This is a genomic window from Lysobacter sp. Root690 (assembly GCF_001427785.1).
GTDB lineage: Bacteria > Pseudomonadota > Gammaproteobacteria > Xanthomonadales > Xanthomonadaceae > Lysobacter.
Map to the genome: position 1 here is coordinate 486 of NZ_LMHM01000013.1, position 13,255 is coordinate 13,740.

A 13,255-nucleotide genomic window follows, 5' to 3' on the forward strand; every position below is an offset into this window, starting at 1 on the left:
GGTGGCGAAGATCATCAAGTGACGAATCGGCCCGTGCGCGCGTAAGCGCGCACGGCTTTGCCGATTCGTCATTCCCGCGAAAGCGGGGGTGAGGCGACACCGCTTGCCACGTGCGTTGAAGCGCATGTCGCGTGGCGCCGAACGCCATCGCGCTCTGCGCGATGGCCGGGGTCGAAAGCCGGTGGCGACAGATCTTCGGTTCCAGCTTCATGCTTTAAAGCGGCATCCCCGGATAGCCGCCCGCCCCAAAGAAACCCGCGACGGCTCAAAACCGTCGCCGGTTTTCTCAATCGCGGTCCCGCGACCCCGATTGAGAAAACCGGTAGTCCAAGCCAGGCCCGCAAGGGCAGGCCGTATTCATAGCCCGACGAGCCGAGTGCTTGCACTCCGCTCCAAGCTGCATGTAGAATGCGCGACCACCGCGCCACCCCTGTTCACGCCGGGGCGGCGCAACCAGCGAAATGAGGAGCAGGATGCCCCTCGTATTCGCCAGACAGGGACATGTCGCACGGCAGCGCTCCATACGTTCTGGGCCCGCAAGGGCATCCAAAGAACGCTGATGGGGCCCTTCCTGCGTTCTATTCCGTCTGGGCGGGCCGGGTAACCGGGCCGCCTTAGCTTTTCCAGGCAGGGAAGCTCCGGGGCGAGGGTGTTGTCCTGGAGTGTTTGCATTTCGTGGGGTCGGCGCACCCAGAAGCCGTCCCGTCGCTCTTTCAACCAAGGAATTCCGTCATGGCGGACCAAAAGATCCGGATTCGGCTGAAGGCGTACGATCATCGTTTGATCGACCGTTCGGCCAGCGAGATCGTCGAGACGGCTAAGCGGACCGGCGCGCAAGTGCGCGGCCCGATCCCGCTGCCGACCAAGATCGAGCGTTACACCATCCTGGTGTCCCCGCACGTCGACAAAGACGCGCGTGACCAGTACGAAACCCGCACGCACAAGCGTGTGCTCGATATCGTCGACCCGAACGACAAGACCGTGGACGCGCTGATGAAGCTCGAACTCGCGGCTGGCGTCGACGTGCAGATCAAGCTGACCTGAGGCCACCACTATGACCGCGAAGAAATATTCGTTGGGCATCGTCGGTCGCAAGGCCGGCATGAGCCGCTTCTTCACTGAAGACGGCAAATCGGTTCCGGTGACCCTGATCGAGGCGACCCCGAACCGCATTACCCAGATCAAGACCACGGATACCGACGGCTACAGCGCCGTGCAGGTGACCGTCGGCGTGCGCCGCGCGGCGCTCGTCAACAAGCCCGAAGCCGGACACCTCGCCAAGGCGAAGGTCGAAGCCGGTCGCGGCTTGTGGGAACTGCGCGTGGAAGACGACAAGATCGGCGCGTTCGAAGTCGGCGGCGAAATCAAGGCCGACATCTTCGAAGTGGGCCAGATCGTCGACGTCCAGGGCATCACCAAGGGCAAGGGCTTCCAGGGCACGATCAAGCGCTGGAACTTCAAGATGGGCGACGCGACCCACGGTAACTCGCTGTCGCACCGTTCGCCGGGTTCTATCGGCCAGCGTCAGACGCCGGGCCGCGTGTTTCCGGGCAAGAAGATGTCCGGTCACATGGGTTTCGTTCAGCAGAGCACGCAGGGCCTGGAAGTGGTCAAGGTCGACGCCGAGCGCGGCCTGATCGCGATCAAGGGCGCCGTGCCGGGCGCTCCGGGCGGTGACGTGATCGTCCGCCCGTCGAGCAAGGGAGCATAACGATGGAACTTGCCATCAACGGTAGCGACAAGAAGCTGTCGGTTTCCGACGCCATCTTCGATCGCGAATTCAGCGAAGACCTGATTCACCAGGTGGTCGTGGCCTACCGCAACGCGGGCCGCGCCGGCACCAAGGCGCAGAAGACGCGTTCGGAAGTGAACGGCACCACCAAGAAGTCGAAGAAGCAGAAGGGCGGCGGTGCGCGTCATGGCGCGCTGACGGCTCCGATCTTCGTCGGCGGCGGCGTGACCTTCGCGGCCAAGCCGCGCAGCTTCGCCCAGAAGGTGAATCGCAAGATGTACCGCGCGGCGATCGCGTCGATCCTGTCGGAACTCAACCGCCAGGGCCGCATCACCGTCGTCGAAAAGCTCGACATCGACTCGCCGAAGACCTCGGGCATGATCTCCATGCTGAAGTCGCTCGACATGGGCCGTCGTCCGCTGCTCGTCACCGAGGAAGCCTCCGAGAACCTGTATCTCTCGGCGCGCAACCTGCCTTACGTGGAAGTCCGCGACGTGCAGGGACTCGATCCGGTCGCCCTCGTCGGCGCCGATTCGATCGTGTTCACCGCCGATGCGGTCAAGAAGATCGAGGAGTGGCTGGCATGAACGAGGCCAAGCTCTACAGCATCATCCGCGCGCCGCGCGTGTCCGAAAAGACCGCCCGTCTGCAGGAAGTCTCCAACCAATACGTCTTCGAAGTCGCGACGGACGCTACCAAGGCCGATATCAAAATCGCCGTGGAAAAGCTGTTCGACGTGAAGGTCGAGGCTGTCAATGTGGTCAACGTGAAGGGCAAGAACAAAGCCTTCAAGTTCCGCATGGGCCGTCGCGCCGACTGGCGCAAGGCGTACGTGAAGCTGGCCGAAGGCCAGTCGATCGACGTGATGGCCAAGGCCTGAGGAAAGATCCATGGCATTGATGACATTCAAGCCCACGTCCGCCGGCCGCCGCAACGCGGTTCGCGTCGTGACCCCGGGCCTGCACAAGGGCGCGCCGCACGCGGCGTTGGTCGAAAAGCAGAGCAAGAGCGGCGGTCGTAACCACCACGGCCGCATCACCACCCGTCACATCGGCGGTGGCCACAAGCAGCATTACCGCATCATCGACTTCAAGCGCGACAAGGTCGGCATTCCGGCCCGCGTCGAGCGGATCGAATACGATCCCAACCGCACCGCGCACATCGCGCTGCTGTGCTACGTCGATGGCGAGCGTCGTTACATCATCGCCCCCAAGGGCCTGAAGGACGGCGATCAGGTGATCGCTGGCCGTGACGCCCCGATCCGCGTCGGCAACACGCTGCCGCTGAGCAACATCCCGGTCGGCTCCACGGTGCATTGCATCGAGATGAAGCCGGGCAAGGGCGCTCAGCTCGCCCGCGCCGCCGGCGCCGGCGTCCAGCTGGTCGCTCGCGAACAGGGTTACGCCACGCTGCGTCTTCGCTCCGGCGAAATGCGCAAGGTGCCGGTCGACTGCTGCGCGACCATCGGCGAAGTCGGCAACGACGAGCACAGCCTCGAGAAGCTCGGCAAGGCCGGCGCCAAGCGCTGGCGCGGTATCAAGCCGACCGTCCGCGGCGCCGCCATGAACCCCGTCGACCACCCGCACGGTGGTGGTGAGGCGAAGGCTGGCCAGGGCAACCCGCATCCGGTCACCCCCTGGGGTGTTCCGACCAAGGGTTACAAGACGCGCAAGAACAAGCGCACCACGCAATTCATCGTGCGCGATCGCAGGGGTTAATCGGCCATGGCACGTTCTCTCAAAAAAGGTCCGTTCGTCGACCACCATCTCATCAAGAAGGTGGAGACCGCGGGCAACAACAAGAAGCCGATCAAGACCTGGTCGCGCCGCTCGATGGTGCTGCCGGAAATGGTGGGCTTCACCATCGCCGTGCACAACGGCAAAAACCACATCCCGGTGCTGGTCAACGAAAACATGGTTGGCCACAAGCTTGGCGAATTCGCCCTGACCCGTACGTTCAAGGGTCACGGCGGCGACAAGAAGTCGGGTAAGTAAGGAGATGACCATGGAAGCGAAAGCCATCCTGCGCACCGCGCGCATCTCCCCGCAGAAGGCCCGCCTGGTCGCCGACCAAGTGCGCGGTCTGTCGGCCGAGCGCGCCGTCAACCTGCTGAAGTTCTCGGACAAGAAGGCAGCTGCACTGATCCGCAAGGTCGTGGAGTCCGCCATCGCCAACGCCGAGAACAACCAGGGCGCTGACATCGACGAGCTCAAGGTCACGACCATCATGGTGGACGAGGGTCCCGCACTGAAGCGCTTTATGGCTCGTGCGAAAGGCCGCGGCACCCGCATCCTCAAGCGCACCAGCCACATCACTGTGGTTGTGGGCGCCGGCAAGTAAGGCGGAGTCAGACAATGGGTCATAAAGTTCATCCGACCGGAATCCGCCTTGGTATCTCCAAGGACTGGAATTCCAAGTGGTTTGCCGGCAAGAAGCAGTATGCCGAGTACCTCGCCGCCGACCTCAAGGTCCGCGAGATGCTCCGCAAGAAGCTTGCTCAAGCGGGTATTTCCAAGATCTTCATCGAGCGTCCGGCGAACAACGCCCGCGTGACGATCCACACCGCCCGTCCGGGCGTGGTGATCGGCAAGCGCGGCGAGGACATCGAGAAGCTGCGTAAGGAAGTCAGCACCCTGATGGGCGTTCCGGCGCACATCAACGTGACCGAGGTCCGCAAGCCGGAACTCGACGCGCAGCTGGTCGCCGAGTCCATCGCGCAGCAGCTCGAACGCCGCATCATGTTCCGCCGCGCGATGAAGCGCGCGGTCGGCAATGCGATGCGCCTGGGTGCCCTGGGCATCAAGGTCAACGTCGCCGGCCGCCTCAACGGCGCCGAAATCGCGCGTTCGGAGTGGTACCGCGAAGGTCGCGTGCCGCTGCACACGCTGCGCGCCGACATCGACTACGGCTTCGCTGAAGCCAAGACGACGTACGGCATCATCGGCATCAAGGTATGGGTCTACAAGGGCGAAATCTTCGATTTCTCCCAGGTCGGCCAAGAGAAGCAGGACGATTCGCCGCGCAGCGATCGTGGTGACCGCGGCGATCGCGGTGATCGTAACGACCGCCCGGGCCGTCCTGCCCGCGAACAGAGGTAATCCATCATGTTGCAACCCAAGCGAACCAAGTACCGCAAGGTGCACAAGGGCCGCAATGATGGCCTGAGCTGGAGCGGCAATGCCGTTAGCTTCGGCGAATACGGCCTCAAGGCGACCGCGCACGGTCAGCTGACCGCGCGCCAGATCGAAGCGGCCCGCCGCTCGATCAGCCGCTACGTCAAGCGCGGCGGCAAGATGTGGATCCGCGTGTTCCCGGACAAGCCGATCACCAAGAAGCCGATCGAAGTCCGAATGGGCTCCGGTAAGGGCAACGTCGAGTACTGGGTCGCTCAGATCCAGCCCGGTCGCATGATTTACGAGATCGAAGGCGTGGCCGAAGACGTGGCGCGTGAAGCGTTTCGCCTGGCCGCCGCCAAGCTCTCGGTGACCACCACTTTCGTTACCCGGACGGTGCGCTAATGGAACTCAAGCAACTGCGCCAGAAGTCGGCGGACGAGCTCAAGGCCCACCTGGTCGACCTGCACAAGGAGAGCTTCGCTCTGCGCATGCAGAAGGCCACCGGTCAGCTCGCAAAGACCCATGAAGCCCGCCGTGTGAAGCGCGAGATTGCTCGCGTGAACATGCTGCTGGGCGAGAAGAAGTAAGGACCCGCCATGACCGACAACAATACAGACAAGGCGCTGCGCACGGTTGAAGGCCGGGTCGTCAGCAACAAGATGGACAAGACCGTCACCGTGCTCGTCGAGCGCCAGGTCAAGCACGCGCTGTACGGCAAGTACATCCGTCGCTCGACCAAGCTCCACGCCCACGACGCCGAAAACGCCTGCAAAGAAGGCGATATCGTGCGGGTGAAGGAAATTGCTCCGATGTCCAAGACCAAGAACTGGAGCGTGGTTGAAATCGTCAGCCGCGCGGCCATTTAAGAGGAGGCTGAACCATGATCCAGATGCAAAGCTACCTCGGCGTGGCCGACAACTCCGGTGCTAAGGAAGTGATGTGCATCAAGGTGCTCGGCGGCTCCAAGCGCCGTTACGCGCACATTGGCGACATCATCAAGGTCACCGTGAAAGACGCGATCCCGCGTGGCAAGGTCAAGAAGGGCGACGTCTATGACGCCGTCGTGGTTCGCACCCGCAAGGGTGTGCGCCGTCCGGACGGCTCGCTGATCCGCTTCGATGGCAACGCCGCGGTGTTGCTCAACAACAAGCATGAGCCGATCGGCACCCGTATCTTCGGACCCGTGACTCGCGAGCTTCGCTCGGAGAAGTTCATGAAGATCGTCTCGCTCGCGCCTGAAGTGCTCTGAGCGGAGGAACTAGACCATGAACCGTATCAAGAAGGGCGATCAAGTGATCGTCACTGCCGGCAAGGACAAGGGCAAGAAGGGCGATGTGGTGCGCGTGCTCGGCGACAAGGTCGTCGTGTCGAACATCAACATCATCAAGCGCCACACCAAGCCGAATCCGCAGGCCAATCAGCCGGGCGGCGTGATCGAGCGCGAAGCGCCGATTCACATTTCCAACGTCATGCTGTTCAACCCGGCCTCCGGCAAGGGCGAGCGCATCGGTTTCAAGGTACTGGAGGATGGACGCAAACTGCGTGTGTTCCGCTCCAGTGGTGAGGCGGTTGACGCCTGAGGAATGCTGAAATGACCACCCGTCTGGAAGAGTTCTACAAGAAAGAAGTGGTTCCGGTGCTGACTGAGAAGTTCGGCTACAAGAACCCGATGGAAGTGCCGCGCCTCGTCAAGATCACCCTGAACATGGGCGTGGGCGAAGCGGCCACCAACAAGAAGATCCTGGAAAATGCCGTTGCGGACATGACCAAGATCGCCGGCCAGAAGCCGATCGTGACCAAGTCCCGCGTGTCGGTGGCTTCGTTCAAGATCCGCGACGGTTGGCCGATCGGCGCCAAGGTCACCCTGCGTCGCGCCAAGATGTACGAGTTCCTCGACCGCCTGGTCAACATCTCGTTGCCGCGCGTGCGCGACTTCCGTGGTGTCTCCGGCCGTTCGTTCGACGGCCGTGGCAACTACAACATGGGCGTCAAGGAACAGATCATCTTCCCGGAAATCGATTTCGACCAGGTCGACGCGCTGCGCGGCATGGACATCGCGATCACCACGACCGCGAAGACCGATGCCGAGGCCAAGGCCCTGCTCGAAGCCTTCCGCTTCCCGTTCCGCAACTGAGTCTAGGATTGAACAATGGCTAAGACTTCCATGATCAACCGCGACATCAAGCGGACCAAGCTGGCGAAGAAGTTCGCCGGCAAGCGTGATGCGCTCAAGAAGATCATCTCCAGCGACAACTCGTCGTACGAAGAGAAGGCCGAGGCGGTCATCAAGCTGCAGAAGCTGCCGCGCGACTCCTCGCCGAGCCGCCAGCGCAACCGCTGCGTCCTGACCGGTCGTTCGCGCGGCGTCTACAGCAAGTTCGGCCTCGGCCGCAACAAGCTGCGCGAAGCCACCATGCGCGGCGATGTGCCGGGCCTGCGTAAGGCAAGCTGGTAAATCTCTGGTACGATAGCCGGCTACCCGGTTCAACCGCCGCGGCCCTCGGGCCGCGGCGGCGTTATTGAAAGCGCTGTAACCCGTTGTAATTACTACTGAAATTCGCAATCCCGCGGATATCGGTGCTACTCATAGGTGACTCACAATGAGCATGACTGATCCCATCGCCGACATGCTGGTCCGCATCAAGAATGCGGCCGCTGTGCGCAAGCAGACGGTGAAAATGCCCGCTTCCAAGATCAAGGTGGCGATCGCCGCCGTGTTGAAGGACGAGGGTTACATCCTGGATTCGCGCGTGACCGAAATCGGTCCGGGCAAGTCCGAACTCGAAATTTCGCTGAAGTACTACGAAGGCAAGCCGGTGATCGAGCGCCTGCAGCGCTACTCCCGCTCGGGCCTGCGTCAGTACCGCGGCAAGGACGCGATCCCGAAGGTCCTCGGCGGCCTGGGTATCGCGATCATCTCCACCTCCAAGGGCATCATGACCGATGCGCAGGCGCGCCAGCAGGGCGTCGGCGGTGAAGTCCTGTGCTTCGTGGCTTAAGGGAGTAAACGACCATGTCCCGAGTTGCCAAGAAGCCGATCGCTCTCCCGAAGGGCGTCGAACTCAACATCCAGGCCGATTCGATCGCCGCCAAGGGCCCGAAGGGCACCCTGTCGATCGGTAAGCCGGCCGCCATCAGCCTCAAGGTCGAGAACGGCGAAGCGCTGTTCACCACCGAAGACGCGGCGCTGATCCCGCTGACCGGCACCCTGCGCGCGATCCTCGCCAACATGGTGAAGGGCGTGTCCGAAGGCTTCGAGCGCAAGCTCGAGCTGGTCGGCGTCGGTTACCGCGCCTCGATGCAGGGCGCCGACCTGAACCTGGCCCTGGGTTTCTCCCATCCGGTCCTGTTCAAGGCTCCGGAAGGCATCACCATCGCGACTCCCACCCAGACCGAAATCCTGGTCCAGGGCGCGGACAAGCAGCGCGTCGGTGAAGTTGCCGCCAAGATCCGCGGTTTCCGTCCGCCGGAGCCCTACAAGGGCAAGGGTGTGAAGTACGCCGGCGAAGTCATCATCCGCAAGGAAGCCAAGAAGGCCTAACGGGTAGGGCGCCGGTCCCGCATCGGCTCCCACGACACCAAGCCTTCAGCTTTCGGAGATCAGAACATGAACAAGAACATCGCTCGTCTGCGCCGCGCCAAGTCGACCCGGTCGCACATCCGCAATCTCGGCGTCGCCCGTCTGACCGTGCTGCGCACCGGTCAGCACCTGTACGCCCAGGTCTTCACCGCCGACGGCTCCAAGGTCCTGGCTTCGGCTTCGACCGTGCAGGCCGACGTCAAGGAAGGCCTGAAGAACGGCAAGAACGCCGAAGCCGCCGTCAAGGTCGGCAAGATGATCGCCGAGCGCGCCAAGGCCGCGGGCATCGAGAAGGTCGCGTTCGACCGCTCGGGCTACCGCTACCACGGCCGCATCAAGGCGCTGGCCGATGCCGCTCGCGAAGGCGGTCTGCAGTTCTAAGTCTTTCGAGACTTGAAAGCGTGGAGATTCGTCTCCACGCCTTTCGCACCGAATAGTTTCAACCGCCGACACGGGCTTGTGTCGGGCGCTCTGGTGGATTCCCGCCACGGCGAGGCACCCGAACCACTTCACAATCATAAGCGGCCACGCCGCAAATCCCATTAATCAACGAGACACCGAAATGGCAGACGATAGAGCCCCGCGGGGCCGCGACCGTGATCGCAACCGCGAAGAGATCGACGACGGCATGATCGAGAAGCTGATCGCGGTCAACCGCGTCAGCAAGACCGTCAAGGGCGGTCGCCAGTTCACCTTCACCGCGTTGACGGTGGTCGGTGACGGCAACGGCAAGGTCGGCTTCGGCTACGGCAAGGCGCGCGAAGTGCCGGTCGCGATCCAGAAGTCGATGGAATACGCCCGCAAGGCGATGAACAACGTGGACCTCAACGGCGGCACCTTGTGGCATGCCGTGAAGTCGGGCCATGGCGCGGCGCATGTGTACATGCAGCCGGCGTCGGAAGGTACCGGCGTGATCGCCGGCGGCGCGATGCGCGCCGTGCTCGAAGCGGTCGGCGTCAAGAACGTGCTGGCCAAGGCCACCGGTTCGCGTAACCCGATCAACCTGGTTCGCGCTACGCTCAAGGGTCTGACCGGCATGCACTCGCCGGCCAAGATCGCGGCCAAGCGCGGCAAGAAGGTGGAGGATCTCAACCATGGCTAAGGCTGCTAACACGCCCGTCGAAGGCGGCACCGTCACGGTGCGCCTGGTCAAGGGTCTGCGTGGCTGTCAGTCGCGTCACCGCCTGTCGGTGAAGGCGCTCGGCCTGAACAAGCTCAACGACGTGCGGACGCTGAAAGACAGCCCGCAGGTTCGTGGCCTGATCAATACGGTCCACTACCTGGTTCAGGTCGAGGGCTAAGGAGCACATCATGCGTCTCAATACACTCAAGCCGGCTGACGGCGCCCGCGAAGACCGCAAGCGTGTCGGTCGCGGTATCGGTTCGGGCCTCGGCAAGACCGCGGGCCGCGGCCACAAGGGTTCGTTCGCGCGTTCGGGCAAGGGCAAGATCAAGGCCGGTTTCGAAGGCGGCCAGATGCCCATGCAGCGTCGTCTGCCGAAGATCGGCTTCCGCTCCAAGCTGAAGAACGACACGGCCGAAGTGCTGCTGTATCAGCTGGACAAGCTGGAAGCCGGCGAGATCGATTTCGCCGCGCTCAAGGCCGCGAAGCTGGTTCCGAGCAACGCCAAGCAGGCCAAGATCGTGAAGAAGGGCGAGCTGACCAAGAAGTTCGTGCTCAAGGGCGTGCTGGCCACGGCCGGCGCGAAGGCCGCGGTCGAAGCGGCCGGCGGCAAGGTCGAGGAGTAAGGGCTCAATGGCGCGCAGCGGCAACGCAATGGCTGGAATCGGCGGCGGACTCGGTAAGTTCACCGAGTTGCGTCAGCGTTTGCTGTTCGTCATCGGCGCGTTGATCGTCTATCGCATCGGCAGCTACATCCCGGTGCCGGGTATCAACCCGGAAGCGATGGTCAAGTTCATGGAGACCAAGCAGGGCACCATCGTGGACATGTTCAACATGTTCTCCGGTGGCGCTCTGCACCGCTTCAGCCTGTTCGCGTTGAACGTGATGCCGTATATCTCGGCGTCCATCATCGTGCAGCTGCTGGTGCAGATCGTGCCGAGCCTGAAAGCCATCCAGAAGGAAGGCGAATCGGGTCGTCGCAAGATCAATCAATGGTCGCGCATGGGTGCGATTCCGCTGGCGATCTTCCAGGCCTGGGGCATCGCCACGGGCCTGCAGTCGAGCCTCGCGCCCGACGGCACGCCGGTGGTCTACGCACCGGGCATGGGCTTCATCCTGACCGCGGTGATCGCCTTGACGGCGGGCACCATGTTCCTGATGTGGCTGGGCGAGCAGATCACCGAGCGCGGCGTCGGCAACGGCGTTTCGCTGATCATCTTCGCGGGTATCGTCGCCGGCCTTCCGGCCGCGGTGATCCAGATGTTCGAGCAGATCCGCAACGGCGACATGAGTCCGATCGTGGCGATTCTGATCATCGCCTTGGTGGTGGCCTTCACCTACCTGGTGGTGTTCGTCGAACGCGGCCAGCGTCGGATCACGGTCAACTACGCGCGTCGCCAGGGCGGTCGCAACGCCTACATGAATCAGGCGTCGTTCCTGCCGTTGAAGCTCAACATGTCGGGCGTGATTCCGGCGATCTTCGCCTCCAGCATCGTGATGTTCCCCGCCACCGCCGCGACCTGGTTCGCCCAGAGCAACAGCGGCAGCGGCGTGTCCGGTTTCCTCCAGCGCCTGAGCCAGTGGCTCAGCCCGGGCGAGCCGGTCCACATGATCCTGTATGCTGGCTTGATCATCGGTTTCGCGTTCTTCTACACCGCGCTGGTGTTCAATTCGCAGGAAACCGCCGACAACCTCAAGAAGTCGGGCGCGCTGATCCCGGGCATTCGCCCCGGCAAGGCCACCGCGGACTATGTTGACGGCGTGCTGACCCGCTTGACGGCGGCCGGCGCAATTTACCTGGTGATCGTCTGCCTCCTTCCGGAGGTCATGCGTACCCAGCTCGGCACCTCGTTCTACTTCGGCGGTACGTCGCTGTTGATCGTGGTGGTCGTGATCATGGATTTCATCGCTCAAATCCAGGCTCATCTGATGTCGCATCAGTACGAGAGCCTGTTGAAGAAAGCGAACTTGAAGGGCGGCTCGCGCGGCGGTCTCGCGCGCGGGTGAGTCAGGACCGTTCCGCGCGCCAGAGTAGCGCGCGGGGCTGGGCAGGGCAGGTCATCGCATTGTTCAGCCAGTTCAGACTCGTCGCCGGAGCATGGGCACACTCCCCATGCCGTGGTTCCGTGGCACCTTTGGTGCCGCGGGGCTTCCTATTAACCCGAGACCTAGATATAATTTCCAGTTCACTCCGCCGGGATTAATCCGTCTCGGCCGCCAAATCAGTTGGAGATCGCCTTATGGCGCGTATTGCGGGCGTTAATTTGCCTGCCCAGAAGCATGTCTGGGTTGGCCTGCAAAGCATTTTCGGCATCGGCCGTACCCGTTCGAAGCAGATCTGCCAGACGGCGGGTGTGACTTCGACCACGAAGATCCGTGACCTGTCCGAGCCCGAAGTCGAGCGCTTGCGCGCCGAAGTCGGCAAGTTCGTGGTCGAAGGCGACTTGCGTCGCGAGGTCGGTATTGCGATCAAGCGTTTGATGGACCTGGGCTGCTACCGCGGCCTGCGTCACCGCCGCGGCTTGCCGCTGCGTGGTCAGCGCACGCGTACCAACGCACGTACCCGCAAGGGTCCGCGCAAGGCCATCAAGAAGTAAGGGAACCTAGACCATGGCCAAGCCGGCAGCAGTCAAGACCAAGAAGAAGATCAAGCGCATCGTCACCGACGGTATCGCCCACGTCCACGCTTCTTTCAACAACACCATCATCACGATCACCGACCGCCAGGGCAACGCGCTCTCGTGGGCGACCTCGGGCGGCGCGGGTTTCCGCGGTTCCCGCAAGTCGACCCCGTTCGCCGCCCAGGTGGCAGCCGAAAAGGCTGGCCGTGCTGCGCTCGACTACGGCGTCAAGTCGTTGGAAGTGCGCATCAAGGGCCCGGGTCCGGGTCGTGAGTCCGCCGTTCGTTCCTTGAACAACGTCGGTTACAAGATCATCAACATCATCGACGTGACGCCTATCCCGCACAACGGGTGCCGTCCGCCGAAGAAGCGTCGCGTCTGAGGAGCTGAAGAAAAATGGCTCGTTATATTGGCCCCACCTGTAAGCTCGCCCGTCGCGAAGGCGCCGATCTTGGTCTGAAGTCGTCCGCTCGCGCGCTCGACTCGAAGTGCAAACTGGAGCAGAAGCCCGGTCAGCACGGCCCCACCGCCCGCAAGGGCAAGCTGTCCGACTACGCCACCCAGCTTCGTGAGAAGCAGAAGGTCAAGCGTATCTACGGTCTGCTGGAACGTCAGTTCCGCAACTACTACAAGAAGGCCTCGACCAAGAAGGGCAACACCGGCGAGAACCTGCTGCAGTTGCTGGAAACCCGTCTCGACAACGTCGTCTACCGCATGGGCTTCGCCGTGACTCGTCCGGCTGCCCGTCAGCTGGTCTCGCACCGCGGCGTCACCGTCAACGGCAAGTCGGTCAACCTTCCGTCGTACCAGGTCAAGGCCGGCGACGCGATCGCGTTGTCCGAGCGCGCCCAGAAGCAGCTTCGCGTGCAGGAATCCCTGACCGTGTCGTCGCAGATGGACCTGTCGCCGTCGTGGGTCGAAGTGGACAGCAAGAAGTTCAGCGGCGTGTTCAAGGCGGTTCCGGATCGTGCGGACCTGCCGGCCGACATCAACGAAGCGCTGATCGTCGAGTTGTACAGCAAGTAATAGTGCAGGGCATCCGCCGGCGTCCCTCAGGATCCGGCGGAGAACCCGCAACCCAGG

Annotated in this window: 25 protein-coding genes; all 25 read left to right on the top strand. The window is 62.8% G+C overall.

Going from position 1 to position 13,255, the window contains the following annotated elements:
- The first annotated feature begins 732 nt into the window (after window positions 1-732).
- The 25 genes from rpsJ (at window position 733) to rpsD (ending at window position 13,198) form a co-directional block, all read left to right on the top strand.
- Window positions 733-1,044 carry a 30S ribosomal protein S10 gene (gene rpsJ / locus ASD86_RS11985; RefSeq protein WP_027070119.1) on the top strand — a complete coding sequence of 104 codons (312 nt, stop codon included), beginning with the start codon at window positions 733-735 and terminating at the stop codon, window positions 1,042-1,044.
- Between the two features lie 10 nt (window positions 1,045-1,054).
- Complete coding sequence (rplC, locus tag ASD86_RS11990; RefSeq protein WP_036111814.1) at window positions 1,055-1,711, top strand: 50S ribosomal protein L3; 657 nt, start codon at window positions 1,055-1,057, stop codon at window positions 1,709-1,711.
- A 2-nt stretch (window positions 1,712-1,713) separates the two neighbouring features.
- The gene (gene rplD, locus ASD86_RS11995) at window positions 1,714-2,319 is read left to right on the top strand and encodes a 50S ribosomal protein L4 (RefSeq protein WP_036111811.1); all 606 of its coding nucleotides are present in this window, start codon (window positions 1,714-1,716) and stop codon (window positions 2,317-2,319) included.
- A complete protein-coding gene (gene rplW, locus ASD86_RS12000) occupies window positions 2,316-2,612 on the top strand; it encodes a 50S ribosomal protein L23 (protein WP_056110758.1) in 297 nt (98 codons plus the stop codon). The genes rplD and rplW overlap by 4 nt, the downstream gene beginning before the upstream one ends.
- Before the next feature lie 10 nt (window positions 2,613-2,622).
- Entirely contained in the window at window positions 2,623-3,450 is an 828-nt protein-coding gene (gene rplB, locus ASD86_RS12005) for a 50S ribosomal protein L2 (protein WP_036111804.1), read from the top strand.
- A 6-nt stretch (window positions 3,451-3,456) separates the two neighbouring features.
- Window positions 3,457-3,726, top strand: a complete 270-nt coding sequence (gene rpsS, locus ASD86_RS12010; protein ID WP_031373832.1) for a 30S ribosomal protein S19 — start codon at window positions 3,457-3,459, stop codon at window positions 3,724-3,726.
- A 10-nt stretch (window positions 3,727-3,736) separates the two neighbouring features.
- Entirely contained in the window at window positions 3,737-4,072 is a 336-nt protein-coding gene (gene rplV / locus ASD86_RS12015) for a 50S ribosomal protein L22 (RefSeq protein WP_036111801.1), read from the top strand.
- 14 nt (window positions 4,073-4,086) lie between these two features.
- Window positions 4,087-4,830: a 30S ribosomal protein S3 gene (gene rpsC / locus ASD86_RS12020; protein WP_036111800.1), complete on the top strand. Its 744-nt coding sequence runs from the start codon at window positions 4,087-4,089 to the stop codon at window positions 4,828-4,830.
- 6 nt (window positions 4,831-4,836) lie between these two features.
- Window positions 4,837-5,250 (top strand): 50S ribosomal protein L16, encoded by a 414-nt coding sequence (gene rplP, locus ASD86_RS12025; protein ID WP_036111797.1) that lies wholly within the window; start codon window positions 4,837-4,839, stop codon window positions 5,248-5,250.
- Entirely contained in the window at window positions 5,250-5,435 is a 186-nt protein-coding gene (gene rpmC / locus ASD86_RS12030) for a 50S ribosomal protein L29 (RefSeq protein ID WP_036111794.1), read from the top strand. Before rplP ends, rpmC begins: the two co-directional genes overlap by 1 nt.
- A 9-nt stretch (window positions 5,436-5,444) precedes the next feature.
- Entirely contained in the window at window positions 5,445-5,714 is a 270-nt protein-coding gene (gene rpsQ / locus ASD86_RS12035) for a 30S ribosomal protein S17 (RefSeq protein ID WP_056110760.1), read from the top strand.
- A gap of 14 nt (window positions 5,715-5,728) precedes the next feature.
- Window positions 5,729-6,097: a 50S ribosomal protein L14 gene (gene rplN, locus ASD86_RS12040; RefSeq protein ID WP_031373826.1), complete on the top strand. Its 369-nt coding sequence runs from the start codon at window positions 5,729-5,731 to the stop codon at window positions 6,095-6,097.
- A 16-nt stretch (window positions 6,098-6,113) separates the two neighbouring features.
- On the top strand, window positions 6,114-6,428 hold the full coding sequence (rplX, locus tag ASD86_RS12045; protein ID WP_036111786.1) for a 50S ribosomal protein L24: 315 nt from the start codon (window positions 6,114-6,116) through the stop codon (window positions 6,426-6,428).
- A gap of 11 nt (window positions 6,429-6,439) precedes the next feature.
- The gene (gene rplE, locus ASD86_RS12050) at window positions 6,440-6,982 is read left to right on the top strand and encodes a 50S ribosomal protein L5 (protein ID WP_036111783.1); all 543 of its coding nucleotides are present in this window, start codon (window positions 6,440-6,442) and stop codon (window positions 6,980-6,982) included.
- 15 nt (window positions 6,983-6,997) lie between these two features.
- Window positions 6,998-7,303 (top strand): 30S ribosomal protein S14, encoded by a 306-nt coding sequence (rpsN, locus tag ASD86_RS12055; protein ID WP_056110761.1) that lies wholly within the window; start codon window positions 6,998-7,000, stop codon window positions 7,301-7,303.
- A 145-nt stretch (window positions 7,304-7,448) separates the two neighbouring features.
- Entirely contained in the window at window positions 7,449-7,847 is a 399-nt protein-coding gene (rpsH, locus tag ASD86_RS12060) for a 30S ribosomal protein S8 (RefSeq protein WP_036111776.1), read from the top strand.
- Between the two features lie 14 nt (window positions 7,848-7,861).
- Window positions 7,862-8,389 carry a 50S ribosomal protein L6 gene (gene rplF, locus ASD86_RS12065; protein WP_036111772.1) on the top strand — a complete coding sequence of 176 codons (528 nt, stop codon included), beginning with the start codon at window positions 7,862-7,864 and terminating at the stop codon, window positions 8,387-8,389.
- Between the two features lie 66 nt (window positions 8,390-8,455).
- The gene (rplR, locus tag ASD86_RS12070) at window positions 8,456-8,809 is read left to right on the top strand and encodes a 50S ribosomal protein L18 (protein ID WP_036111769.1); all 354 of its coding nucleotides are present in this window, start codon (window positions 8,456-8,458) and stop codon (window positions 8,807-8,809) included.
- 181 nt (window positions 8,810-8,990) lie between these two features.
- Window positions 8,991-9,530 carry a 30S ribosomal protein S5 gene (gene rpsE, locus ASD86_RS12075; protein WP_046657640.1) on the top strand — a complete coding sequence of 180 codons (540 nt, stop codon included), beginning with the start codon at window positions 8,991-8,993 and terminating at the stop codon, window positions 9,528-9,530.
- The gene (gene rpmD / locus ASD86_RS12080) at window positions 9,523-9,729 is read left to right on the top strand and encodes a 50S ribosomal protein L30 (protein ID WP_056110763.1); all 207 of its coding nucleotides are present in this window, start codon (window positions 9,523-9,525) and stop codon (window positions 9,727-9,729) included. The genes rpsE and rpmD overlap by 8 nt, the downstream gene beginning before the upstream one ends.
- Window positions 9,730-9,739: 10 nt before the next feature.
- Window positions 9,740-10,177, top strand: a complete 438-nt coding sequence (rplO, locus tag ASD86_RS12085) for a 50S ribosomal protein L15 (RefSeq protein ID WP_036111758.1) — start codon at window positions 9,740-9,742, stop codon at window positions 10,175-10,177.
- Window positions 10,178-10,184: 7 nt separating this feature from the next.
- Window positions 10,185-11,558 (top strand): preprotein translocase subunit SecY, encoded by a 1,374-nt coding sequence (secY, locus tag ASD86_RS12090; protein WP_056110765.1) that lies wholly within the window; start codon window positions 10,185-10,187, stop codon window positions 11,556-11,558.
- 233 nt (window positions 11,559-11,791) lie between these two features.
- Window positions 11,792-12,148: a 30S ribosomal protein S13 gene (gene rpsM, locus ASD86_RS12095; RefSeq protein WP_036111754.1), complete on the top strand. Its 357-nt coding sequence runs from the start codon at window positions 11,792-11,794 to the stop codon at window positions 12,146-12,148.
- 13 nt (window positions 12,149-12,161) lie between these two features.
- The gene (rpsK, locus tag ASD86_RS12100; RefSeq protein WP_036111750.1) at window positions 12,162-12,554 is read left to right on the top strand and encodes a 30S ribosomal protein S11; all 393 of its coding nucleotides are present in this window, start codon (window positions 12,162-12,164) and stop codon (window positions 12,552-12,554) included.
- Between the two features lie 14 nt (window positions 12,555-12,568).
- The gene (gene rpsD / locus ASD86_RS12105; RefSeq protein ID WP_036111747.1) at window positions 12,569-13,198 is read left to right on the top strand and encodes a 30S ribosomal protein S4; all 630 of its coding nucleotides are present in this window, start codon (window positions 12,569-12,571) and stop codon (window positions 13,196-13,198) included.
- Window positions 13,199-13,255: the final 57 nt, after the last annotated feature.